Here is an 11,230-nt window from a genome sequence, read left to right as displayed (position 1 = left end):
ATCAAAAGTAACATAACATGAGAGATGGTTCACCGATGCCTGTACTGAGCATAATTGCCTGTAAAATGCTTGAAGATGAACTTGTTTATGTCCTCTCTAAAGATCAGAATGCCGTACGGTTGATCATAGTAGAAAACAGGCAATGTTTCATGTTTGTTCGAAAGCTTAAATCCAGAAATTGCCAGGTCAGGCTTTTTCCTCCGGACCGGATATCTTTTTTCATAAAACAGATGCATAGTCCCGTATCCATGAAAATTCCGAATTTTCTATTGAAGGTTCCATTTTTTGGAGAAATACATGAGAATATGAAGGAAAAGAACAGAGTGAAGGCAAAAACCAGAGAAACAATCACCGTAGTGGTAAACATTCTGAAGCTTGGCCTGCATGCAGATTGTGACCTTTTAAAGTCTGAAATCTACCGAAATATGAAGGAAATGGCAGATTTTTCAGATGGTATTCTTATTTTTTATGGGAACTGCGGGCGCTCGTTAAGGAGCCTGGAAGCTAATTTCAAAGATTTTAATTGCCCCCTCTATTTTCTCGAAGATGAAAAGGGAGACATTGTGGATGACTGTATCAGTGTAGCTCTTGGAGGCAACGATGCCTATGCTGAAGTTATGCAGAGTGGAAACGGCACAGGTATGTTCTACCTGACCCCGATGTGGGCCTCCGGCTGGAAAGAGATGAAAAATGAATCAGGCGGTACTTCTGACGTCGATGAAAGTTTTTTGAAAAATCCTTTGTATAAAAAAGTTGTCAAAATCAGTAATGAAATCTCCAGAGGAGACGAATTCGACAAAAATGTCTTAAATTTTGCCCGGACTTTTGATATGAGCATTGTTGAAAAGAAAGGCAGTATGGAAATTGCAAGGAAATCCTACCTGAATGCCAGGAACAATATCTGCAAAAAAGGTTCCAATTCGCCTTAAAAAGAAGATTTAACCTGGAGATTAGATACTAAATACGAAATGTGGAATCGATTAGCTTTACAATCTAATCTCCAGCAAAGTTTTAAGGGTATGCCCCAAGGGGAAATCAGGCAGTAGCTTCCTTATTCAGGATATAACCAACCATTTCAGGGTTCAGCTTGCTTTCCCTTGAAACCTTTTTCTCAATCTCCTCAGTGGATTTACCTTCGATTTTCATTTCTTTAATCTTTTCAATAACTGAGGTTGGAATGCTGTAGTATTCGTTTATATCCTTCCTGTGCCCCCAGACATCTCCTTCGAGAAGCTGGATTCTCTGCATCTGAAGGAACATTTCTATGGACTTTGAGACTGTACGCATGTAAGATTTAGGTAACTGTATTACCTCAATCTTCGGGCAGGTTTCAACCAATCCAAAGATGTCCTTGTTAGAAGGCCTGAAAGCCAGGTGTACGATACGTTCATTCGGATTAAGTGTAAAGATTTCTTCTCTTGAGCTAACTACTCTTATTCTCATGTTTTTCCCCCACTATAGGTTGTTTTATGTTTTAAGTTGTTTTATGTTTTTACTATATTAGAAAGTACTTATACTTATTATAAATAGTTATCTTATTGCACTAACATTATTTAGATAGTATATTAGTTGTCTACTTAGATTAAGCCCCGGGGAAATAGCCTTAAAAAGCCTTAAAAAAGATTAAAACCGCTTTTTGAAGGTAGATTTTTTGATTTCACGTCAGTTTTTGCCATTTTTCATGCTAAAAATATTTTTGGATACTACTTGAATTATTCTGATTTGAGCTCCTGATATATTATATTCAACTTGAAGCTTAACTGAGATTTTATAGAAAGAAGGAAAAATTAAGCTCCGATCAGAATTGGTAAAAATCTGTTGGGTTCAGTGCATCAAAAAGAAAGAACTTCAGGATAAATATTGGGAGAAATATTGGGAGAAATATCAGGATAAATATTGGGAGAAATATTGGGAGAAATATCAGGATAAATATTGGGAGAAATATTGGGAGAAATATTGGGAGAAACATTTCAGGAATAAAAACCTTCGGCTGAGTGAGCTGTAAAAGAAGTCTTGTAAAAAGAACTCGGTTAAAAAGTTGTGCGCCCTCAGGTTCCCTGAACCCCGGGCGGCTGTTTTCAGAAAAATACAGGGATCAGAGAAGTTTATCGAGTTCAGATGCCAGTACACTGCCCTGGGTTACACCCATATAGCGCTTTACTTCAGTCCCGTCCTTTTCAATGATCAGGGTCGGGACAGCGTGTATGCTGTACTTTGAGGCAAGCTCCTGGTTTTCATCCACGTCGACAACCTTGAATTCAACCTTATCTCCGTATTTTTTTTCGAGCTCTTCAAGAATAGGTTTTTGCATCCTACAAGGTCCACACCATGTTGCGGAAAAGTCCAATAACATAGGTTTCATAAAATCACCTGCAATACTTGAAACGTCTGAGACTTTTTCAGTTTTTAGTTGATCTACTCTGGTAAACGTGCAAAGGAATCGTACATATGCGTCCGTACGGCACAGATGCCAGAACCCAACCCAGAACGATAAATGACCTGAAGATGGAATTACCAGATACAGGATCGGGACTCAATTTATTGTATATATTATCGCCGAGGATATATAACGCTTATCTCAGTCCTGCGAGCTCGCTTTAAAACATATTTCGAAAAGGAAGTTCAGGCAAGCTTTCTACTGATTCTCTTTTTCCGGATATTCTTTCCGGCCTTTAATAATGTTGCCGAAATACATGCACCCTTCCATTGAGATTGTTGGCATCTCCGAAGACTCATCAACCATTTTTACCGGAGCGCCCCGGATAAGCACGCAGGGAACCCTTTCTCCGGCTTCCCCCATAAGGAGTTCAGCTGCGGAAACCAGGTTGTCTGCCGCTGCTTTGTGAGTCAGGAGGAGGGGCTTATCATAAATGTCAAAAGTGCCCCTTGCATCCTCCACAGGCACAAAGCCTGAAACTCCGAGTGCAATCCCTGTGCAGCCTAACCGCAGGGGCTGAGTCCTGCTGTCCCCTATAATCACTCCCAGCCTGCAGGAGTAACGCTGCTCAAGCCTTTTCCGGATGTTCTCGGAACTTCTTCTCGGGTCCTTCGGGAGCAGGACTACGTGGCCATCAGGAGCGTTTGAAGCATCTATTCCAGCATTGGGAGAGAGGATACCTTTTGTGATAGTAAGTGCGGCTCCGGGAACGCCACCGAAAAGCTCATCACATTCCTGAAGCACAAGCTCCATTTCCCTCGGGTCTATCCCATATTTTTCCCCGAGAGATAAGGCCCTTTCTCCTGGCATGACGCTGGCAAGCTCGACAATTCTATTTTCCGCTGTGGCAACAGCAGATTCAGCCAGCACAATAACATCCCCGTCAACTGGAATAATGCCAGCGTCCTGCAGCGAAGCTTCAAGGGTCTGCACGATATCGTCCCCTGCTCTGATGATAGGGGTCTTAATCCCGAACATCTGGATGGAAGTGATTTCTGGACTCATTTTAATGCCTTTAAAAACTGTGATTAATCTCGATATTCAGAAACATAAAATCAATATGGACAGAATCAAACCGTAAAATACCGAAAGGTATTGATAAATGTATCCAAAGGCTCCGGAAAACCCCTACGGCAGGATGAAAAACTTTGAAATGAGGAAATCCCCCCTGGAAAAATTAACCTGATAAACTAAAAGTGACTTAACGATAGCTCAAAATCGGACCTGAAATAACTTTTTCCAGAGGGGCTATATTCAGACAGTTGCCGTAAGCGAATGCTTCAGTTCACTGTAACACATTTCGAAGATAGCCTGATCAGTTTCGATTTCTGTAATTCCAAACCCATAGAAAGCTGCAAATTCCCTTGCCCTGGAATCGAAATTCTGCTGATAGTTTAAGCCGGTATTAATCTTTGCTACTTGAGTATATCTGGCAGCCCGAAATACCAGCTTTGACTCTTCAAGATTTTCCAGGCTCCGGGCAAACCCATTAGCTACGACCATTTTTTCCCAGTTGGCAGCCCACATGGGAGTAATCATGAAAACCCTTTCGCCCCCGAAACCCTTTATTTTTTCCACGAAAGCTCTTTTGCCCCCCAGGGTCGCACAGATGCAGTCATCAACGATGTTTCCTTCGGGGTCCCTGAGCAATGCGAGAGGACATTCAAGATACTTGAAATCGTCCTCGATATCTTTGAGCAAGTTACCGCAAAGCCCATAGAACAAAAGCATCCCGTCTGAGAAGAGCGACATCCTCAGAATCGCATCATATACGTTCGTTTTCAGCATAGTACGCTTTTTTCCCATGCCAACGACTTCAAGGATGTTGAGCACAAGCATGAGGCCCTCGCCGTCCACATGCTTCACATCCTTAAGGCACCTGTGCGCCTCGACATTATTGAGAGTCAATTCCCGGCAGGGACAGCCAATTTCACCAAACTTCCGTACAATGTCCTCCGAACTCCCGTTTTTCAGTATTAGAACTTCATCCACCTCTTCATCATGCTCCACGAGATGAACAATTTCATCCTCAAAGATTTTGCATGATATGATACCCATTATCCTCATTGTGACCTCCTTATCTGGTCCCCTGGCTCTGGAAAAACTCTAAATTCACCAGCAAATCCAGATTCCAGAAAGAAACAGAAAAACACCCATCACCAACACCCCAAAAAACCCACACCAGATACAATAAATTAAGGGCAGTGTCGATTATAATGTATTTCCTGTGAGTATTTAAAAGTAGGTAAATAGAACGATGTAAGAAGTATACAAAAAAGAAGTATACAAAGAAATTTTTTATAAAAAAAGAAGACAGCGGCACAAAATACACAGAATAGGAAGCCTTAGCACTGGAAGAAAAAGAGAAGAAACCTCCCGGTTAAAGGGAATTTTTGGGATTCCTTTATTTTCCTGAAATTCCTGCCATTGAAAGCAATCTCGGAGTGTTTTTGTGAGATCCGATTGGCATAATGTGAACCCCTCGGGAAAGTGTCGTCAGTTCTTTTATAGTATCGGAAGCTATCGAAAGACCTTCTTCTATAGGGGAAGATGCATCTTTCATCCGAAGCATGATTTCTTCAGGCACATGAATTCCTGAGATGTTTTTATTCATATATTCAGCCATACTCAGGGATTTGAGAGGAATCAAACCTGCAATTACAGGTACCTCAAGATGGTTTACTGCTTCAATAAACTCCTCGAACATGCCCACATCATACACAGCCTGCGTCTGGATAAAATCGGCTCCGCACTTGACCTTTTTTTCAAGCTTTATTAGCTGCAAGGTATTTTTAGGATCTATGCCTGAGACTGCGCCTGCACAAAAAGAAGTGCCTCCATCCAGACTTTTTCCTGCAAAATCAATGCCTGAATCAAGCTTCCTGACGAGTTCAATGAGCTGTACGGAGTCAAGGTCATAAACGGGTTTTGAGCCCGGATGGTCTCCACAGGTAGGATGATCCCCGGTCATCAAGCAGATGTTCCGGATTCCCAGAGCGTATGCTCCCAGAAGATCGGATTGAAGCCCGATTCTGTTCCTGTCCCGACAGGTAAGCTGCATGATAGGTTCATGTCCCTGATCGAGCAAAAGCTTGCTGAAAGCCAGTGAACTCATGTGCATAATTGAACACTGATTATCAGTAACGTTCAGAGCGTCTGCAACACCTTTTAACTGGCAGGCATCTTCCAGGGGAGCTGAAAACCTGGTCCCCTTGGGGGGAGAGACTTCAACAGTAACCAGAAATTTCCTGGAGTTCAGTTTTTCACGAAAATTAAAAAGCATTAAATAAGAATATTAGGAATGAAATTATTTAAAACCATGCTCCTTGGGGGCATGGATAACGTAAAGAAGGTCAAGCCTGTTGATCCTTTTCAAACGTTCATAGATAAGAGCCCATACACAATTCATCTCCCTGTTGACCTCGCACATTCCTTCCACTGCCCCTCCGCAGGGCCCATTAAGAAGAGCTTTCGGGCATTGAGATTTCGGGCAGAGACCACCATATTCACTTATGGTACAGTCCCCGCACATAACACACTGGTTGAAAAGAAGCTTGCCTCCACTGGAGCCGCCAAGTGAAAGAGTGTTGTTCGAACCGTATATAGGCAAATCAACAACACTGGCAACAGCAGAAACTCCACTGCCACACCCCATAACAAGAATACAACGCGCTTCCTTTATTTTCTCGTTTTTCTCAGCCAGAGATTCAAAGGACCGGATACTGCAGGCAGCAGTTGGAAGAGCCCAACCTACCACGTGCTTTCCGCTCTCTTCAAGCCGCCTGCACATCTCAAGGACTTCAGGTTCTCCTCCAGTCTTCAGTTTTGCAGCACATACGTTGCATCCGACAACAAAGATATCGTCCTCATCTTTTAACAGGTCAAGGATTTCTTCAAAGGGTTTTGCTGAAGTTATGATCATAATTACCTCAAATATCGGTATTCCAGATTAGTCCGATTTGAAATACATTCGCGGATCATTTCTGCAATAACTGGGAGGGAACGGGCCTGCCCATCCAGTTTTCTGGCAAGGCGTTCAAATTGCAGCAGGGTACCCATCACAAGCACGTCAGTAGTTTCCGTTTCATGGGAAACTGCGTCTCTTGCAAGGGCTGCATCTCCTCCCCTTGCAAGCATCTCCTGTTTTATAATCAGAGCTTCCGTGGTTGTAAGGTTCCTGATCTTTAACATAAGGTGGATGCATTTTCCCTGCATTACCTGCGAACCGACTCGTGTAGCTCCGATATTCCTCATTGCAATACATGCGTCCTGAGGGGTTTTTACATCAAGCACCGAAACCTCATACCTGCCCTCCTTTACAACACTTGTCCGGCTTCTCAGGGCTCCTGAAAGCTTAATAACGTCAGAAGTCTCGGGTACATCATGTGTACGGATAATATGTGCACCCTTGTAAACCGCAATTGCTGCTGCAGCCAGACTGCCGTAGAGCCTTTCAGCCGCAGGTTTTCCAAGCACGTCTCCTATGAAGGACTTCCTTGAAAGGGCTGCAAGCAAAGGTTTTTCAAAAATATTCAGGCGCTCGAAATCATCCAGGGTTTCAAAATCATACATAGACAGCTTTTCTTCTGTCCACCTGCCTATTGCAGGGTCAAGGATAAGGCTTTCAGGCACTATACCTCCAGCCTCTGCAGCCTGTATAATGGAGTCAAGTGCTTCAATAATGGAATCCATTCCCAGAGGGTCTCCGGGAATTTTATTCGAAGCCATAACCACAGCCGGACAGCCGTGATCGGCCACCACTTCTATCATTCGAGGGTCTGCTGTAAAACCGGAAACATCGTTTATGACATCTGCCCCTCTTTTGAGAGCCTCTTCTGCGATTTCAGAAAACATCGTATCAACGGAAATTACCGCATCCACATTGCCTTCCAGTGCTTCAAGTACAGGAATTAAACGCTCAAGTTCTTCTTTTCTGCTGATAGGTTCTGCAAAGAGCCACGTTGACCGAGCACCCAGATCCAGGAAAGTTGCTCCGTCCTCAACCATTTTCCGAGCGACCCCAAGTGCAGATTCCGGGCTTGAAATCGAACCTTTGTAAAAAGACTCAGGGCTCACGTTAATAATGCCCATTACATGTGCAGGATATTGATCTCCCACTTTTATACCACAGATATCAGTATTAACTACCATTTTTGACAACCAGGCTATATCGCTTTTAACTCAGTTGGCGCAACAGCGCTTGATAAATATGAGTAAGCAAACAATTTACTCAAACAACAACTACCTTATTTTTAAACAATAATGGAATTTGAAGCATGAAATTTGGAACCGATCTGCAGATGTCTTTATTTCCGTAATGAAATACCCTCAGCATCATTTCGTTGGATCGTAACTGCAAACGCTGTTCATTCAACCATCCGCTAACATTCCCTGAAAAAGCCTTTTCTGCCCCATCACCTGAAAGGCTTCCTGCAGGCAAGAAAAAACAAAACAATTTTTCCGGCTGCGAAGCTGAACACTGGAGGACTTGAAAAGGAACTGGGGGATGCAAGTCCGGTTAAGTTTAAGAGCTTCAGGAGTTCAGGCCTCCTGAGACCTTATATATGGAAGGGGATAGAGTTTAAGGTTATGGGAAATACGTTTTTAACTGGAGTGATTTTTCCACTGTAATTATCGATAATGGATAATTACAATCAGAATTCCGGATAATGTGTTATCTAACTGAATATATGCAATTATGGAAAACGGGCGGAGTATCACTGGAACTCAATGCCATCAACGTATATCAGGTAGATTTGTTTAGAGATTACAAATAACTCATTTTAGCGCCCGGATATTTTATGAAAACCTGACTATTTAATTAAGACTTCATAAACCATTTTTATTATTTATTGATGGCAGACAGGATTATAGTAAAATAGGCTTCAATGATACATAAAAATATTGATGTGTAGAATTCTGTTACCACAATTAGGCAAACTTTACTGAGGATTAATAAAAAGTATATATAAGAATCAAATGTGATATCCCAAATTGACATGCGAAAGAAAACAGAGTAAAATCTCCAAATAGGATGCAATTAAAAAACAAATTTACTTGTCCTGATACGAAAAGATTGAGAAGATTATTTTGTGCCTAATCCACAATTAAAGAAGCATCAGAATAAAAGACCCGGCAAAAGTTTTAAAAAATTCGAGTAAAAAATTTGGTAGTCCCCTGCTACATGGCTGATATTTTGGTATGAAAGCTCCAGCAAGGCTATTGATCTCGTAATTATCTACTATACGCAGGCGGGCTCAAGCCTTGCGCGGCGCGTGAAAAGAACGAACACGAGATGCCATTTGCGACCATTTTGGAATAATACCTACCAATTAATCAGGGAGCACAAATAAAAAACAAAATGAGAAAAAGCTGTGAACTACCACTACCTAAAACTTTAGCCCGAAGGCTCAAGTTTTTGAAAATTGACGGCTTTCATCCCCCGCCTGCCAGCTCGGACAAATCCGAAATACCGAGGAAGGGGACTTCCAGCCTTATGTTAAAATAGAGGATTTAAAGGCTTTTCTCTGCACACCTGAGCACATGCTTCATGAGCATGGCAATTGTCATGGGACCTACGCCGCCGGGGACAGGAGTTACAAGAGAAGCTTTTTTGATTACGTTTTCAAAGTCAACATCCCCGTACACACCGTCTTCTTCTTTGGTGATTCCCACGTCAAAGATTACAGCCCCTTCTTTAACCATGTCTGCTTTGATAAGGTGCTTAACCCCTACCGCAACCACTATGAGATCGGCACCAAGGGTGTACTTCTTCAGGTCATCGGTAAAGATATGGCAGACCGAAACGGTTGCGTTTCTGTTCAGAAGCATTGCTGCCATGGGTTTACCCACAACATTGCTGTGCCCGACAATAACCGCATTTTTACCCTTAACAGGCACATTGTACTCATCAAGTGCCCTGATTATCCCGTGAGGGGTACAGGGGACAAGACCTTCATCCCCAATCATGAGTTTTCCCATGTTATAGGGGTGAAAACCATCTGCATCCTTTGCAGGAGATATGGCTTCCATTGCTTCCTGCGGAGAGAAATGCTTCGGCAGCGGAAGTTGAAGCAGGATTGCGTGCACATCCCTGTTTTTGTTAAGGGAATCAATAAGGGCAAGAAGTTCTTCCTGGGTGGCTTCTGCCGGAAGAAGGTAATCTTCTGCTTTGATACCCACACGCTCGCAGGCTCTGTGCTTAAGACGGACGTACATCTTTGATGCAGGGTCGTCACCTACAAGGATTGTAGCAAGCCCGGGGGTAACTCCCCGGTTGCTTTCGAGGTCCTCTACTCCTGACCTCACTTCTTCTTCAACCTGCTGTGCAAGGACTTTTCCATCTATGATCCGTGACTCATAGCTTTCATCTGACAACTGGTAAAACCCCCTATCTCCTCAATTAGCTGTAAATCGGGAACCTTGAACAGAGTTCCCTTACCTTACCATTGACTTCTGACAGCAGAGCATCATTTCCTGCATTCTTGATTGCTGTCTCGATGTAGTCGGCAATCAGTTCCATTTCTTTTTCTTTCATACCCCTTGTGGTACAGGCAGGGGTTCCAAGCCTTACCCCGCTGGTTACAAAGGGGCTGCGAGTCTCGAAAGGAACTGTGTTTTTGTTGGCAATGATTCCGGCTTTGCTCATTGCAGCTTCCGCATCCTTGCCTGTAATGTTCATATTATTAAGATTTACGAGCATAAGGTGGTTATCAGTGCCGCCAGAAACAATATCAAAACCCTTCTGCTTCAAACAGGAACAAAGAACCTTTGCATTCTTTACGGTCTGAGCCTGGTCCTGCCTGAACTGTTCGCTCATGGCTTCCTTAAAGGCGACTGCCTTTGCAGCTATGATATGCATGAGGGGACCGCCCTGAATGCCCGGGAAAACTGCTTTGTTTACCCCCATTGCAAGCTCTTCGGTCCTGGAGATAATCATTCCACCCCTGGGTCCCCGGAGGGTCTTGTGGGTTGTGGTGGTGACAAAGTCTGCATAAGGCACAGGGCTCGGATGCACGCCTGCAACTACAAGCCCTGCAATGTGGGCAATATCTGCAAGAAGGTAAGCTCCGACTTCATCTGCAATTTCCCTGAACTTCTTGAAATCGATCTCGCGGGGGTAGGCTGAAGCTCCGCATACGATCATTTTCGGTTTGCATTCTTTTGCCAATTTCAGGAGTGCGTCATAGTCCAAGGCTTCTGTCTCTTTGCTGACCCCATAGGGCACGATGTTATAGAGCTTCCCGGAAAAACTTACAGGGCTGCCGTGAGAAAGGTGTCCGCCGTGAGAAAGGTCCATGGACATGATTGTGTCTCCAGGCTGCAGTACAGAGAAGTAGACAGCCATGTTGGAGCCTGAACCTGAGTGAGGCTGGACATTTACGTACTTTGCCCCGAATATTTCCTTTGCCCTGGAAATCGCGAGGTTTTCGGCAACATCAACGAAATCACAGCCACCGTAATAGCGCTTGCCGGAATATCCTTCGGCATACTTATTGGTCATGATTGAGCCCTGGGCTTCCATAACAGCCTTGCTCGCATAGTTTTCTGACGCAATCAGGTTCAGTTTGAATTCCTGACGTTCGGCTTCCTTTTTAATAGCCTCGAACAATTCCGGATCAATTTTTTCAATATAAGACATTACTGTCACCTCGTAATCCATGCATTTAAAACTTATTCGAAATCAAGGGTTTCTCGTTAGCGTGAATTGATTAACTGTTAATATGCTTACGATTCTGGTATTTACTTACATCAATGTGTTGAAAGCTGTAAGAACTGCCTGACAAACTGGAA

At 43.3% G+C, this 11,230-nt stretch carries 11 protein-coding genes; 1 reads left to right on the top strand and 10 read right to left on the bottom strand.

Annotation, left to right across the window (positions count from 1 at the left end):
• Positions 1 to 17 precede the first annotated feature (17 nt).
• Entirely contained in the window at positions 18 to 929 is a 912-nt protein-coding gene (locus tag EO95_RS05510; RefSeq protein WP_327037146.1) for a DUF1638 domain-containing protein, read from the top strand.
• A gap of 106 nt (positions 930 to 1,035) precedes the next feature.
• Here the strand turns inward: EO95_RS05510 and EO95_RS05505 are convergent, their stop codons facing one another.
• From EO95_RS05505 to glyA, 10 genes are all read right to left on the bottom strand, one after another.
• The gene (locus tag EO95_RS05505; protein ID WP_048132966.1) at positions 1,036 to 1,443 is read right to left on the bottom strand and encodes a DUF1699 family protein; all 408 of its coding nucleotides are present in this window, start codon (positions 1,441 to 1,443) and stop codon (positions 1,036 to 1,038) included.
• Positions 1,444 to 2,095: 652 nt separating this feature from the next.
• Positions 2,096 to 2,362 (bottom strand): thioredoxin, encoded by a 267-nt coding sequence (gene trxA / locus EO95_RS05495; RefSeq protein ID WP_048132958.1) that lies wholly within the window; start codon positions 2,360 to 2,362, stop codon positions 2,096 to 2,098.
• Positions 2,363 to 2,635: 273 nt separating this feature from the next.
• Positions 2,636 to 3,442 (bottom strand): coenzyme F420-0:L-glutamate ligase, encoded by an 807-nt coding sequence (cofE, locus tag EO95_RS05490; protein WP_200895004.1) that lies wholly within the window; start codon positions 3,440 to 3,442, stop codon positions 2,636 to 2,638.
• A 249-nt stretch (positions 3,443 to 3,691) separates the two neighbouring features.
• Entirely contained in the window at positions 3,692 to 4,504 is an 813-nt protein-coding gene (locus EO95_RS05485; RefSeq protein WP_052733513.1) for a DUF1638 domain-containing protein, read from the bottom strand.
• A 337-nt stretch (positions 4,505 to 4,841) separates the two neighbouring features.
• Complete coding sequence (locus tag EO95_RS05480; protein WP_048132953.1) at positions 4,842 to 5,720, bottom strand: methylenetetrahydrofolate reductase; 879 nt, start codon at positions 5,718 to 5,720, stop codon at positions 4,842 to 4,844.
• A 24-nt stretch (positions 5,721 to 5,744) separates the two neighbouring features.
• Positions 5,745 to 6,359 (bottom strand): methylenetetrahydrofolate reductase C-terminal domain-containing protein, encoded by a 615-nt coding sequence (locus tag EO95_RS05475; protein WP_048132951.1) that lies wholly within the window; start codon positions 6,357 to 6,359, stop codon positions 5,745 to 5,747.
• 2 nt (positions 6,360 to 6,361) lie between these two features.
• Entirely contained in the window at positions 6,362 to 7,588 is a 1,227-nt protein-coding gene (gene folP / locus EO95_RS05470) for a dihydropteroate synthase (protein ID WP_048132949.1), read from the bottom strand.
• A gap of 79 nt (positions 7,589 to 7,667) precedes the next feature.
• On the bottom strand, positions 7,668 to 7,877 hold the full coding sequence (locus EO95_RS05465; RefSeq protein WP_048132947.1) for a hypothetical protein: 210 nt from the start codon (positions 7,875 to 7,877) through the stop codon (positions 7,668 to 7,670).
• 1,073 nt (positions 7,878 to 8,950) lie between these two features.
• Complete coding sequence (locus tag EO95_RS05460; protein ID WP_048132944.1) at positions 8,951 to 9,814, bottom strand: bifunctional methylenetetrahydrofolate dehydrogenase/methenyltetrahydrofolate cyclohydrolase; 864 nt, start codon at positions 9,812 to 9,814, stop codon at positions 8,951 to 8,953.
• Between the two features lie 25 nt (positions 9,815 to 9,839).
• Entirely contained in the window at positions 9,840 to 11,078 is a 1,239-nt protein-coding gene (gene glyA, locus EO95_RS05455; RefSeq protein ID WP_048132943.1) for a bifunctional serine hydroxymethyltransferase/L-allo-threonine aldolase, read from the bottom strand.
• Positions 11,079 to 11,230 lie beyond the last annotated feature (152 nt).

Origin of the sequence: Methanosarcina sp. 1.H.T.1A.1 (genome assembly GCF_000979295.1) — an archaeon.
GTDB lineage: Archaea > Halobacteriota > Methanosarcinia > Methanosarcinales > Methanosarcinaceae > Methanosarcina.
The sequence above is the reverse complement of the archived record's forward strand: the minus strand, read 5'-3'. Positions and strand labels throughout refer to the sequence as shown.

Coding starts and splice junctions, on each gene's coding strand:
- EO95_RS05475 (WP_048132951.1), bottom strand. CDS start 6,359: ATGATCATAACTTCAGCAAAACCCTTTGAAGAAATCCTTGACCTGTTA.
- glyA (WP_048132943.1), bottom strand. CDS start 11,078: ATGTCTTATATTGAAAAAATTGATCCGGAATTGTTCGAGGCTATTAAA.
- trxA (WP_048132958.1), bottom strand. CDS start 2,362: ATGAAACCTATGTTATTGGACTTTTCCGCAACATGGTGTGGACCTTGT.
- cofE (WP_200895004.1), bottom strand. CDS start 3,442: ATGAGTCCAGAAATCACTTCCATCCAGATGTTCGGGATTAAGACCCCT.
- folP (WP_048132949.1), bottom strand. CDS start 7,588: ATGGTAGTTAATACTGATATCTGTGGTATAAAAGTGGGAGATCAATAT.
- EO95_RS05480 (WP_048132953.1), bottom strand. CDS start 5,720: ATGCTTTTTAATTTTCGTGAAAAACTGAACTCCAGGAAATTTCTGGTT.
- EO95_RS05510 (WP_327037146.1), top strand. CDS start 18: ATGAGAGATGGTTCACCGATGCCTGTACTGAGCATAATTGCCTGTAAA.
- EO95_RS05505 (WP_048132966.1), bottom strand. CDS start 1,443: ATGAGAATAAGAGTAGTTAGCTCAAGAGAAGAAATCTTTACACTTAAT.
- EO95_RS05485 (WP_052733513.1), bottom strand. CDS start 4,504: ATGAGGATAATGGGTATCATATCATGCAAAATCTTTGAGGATGAAATT.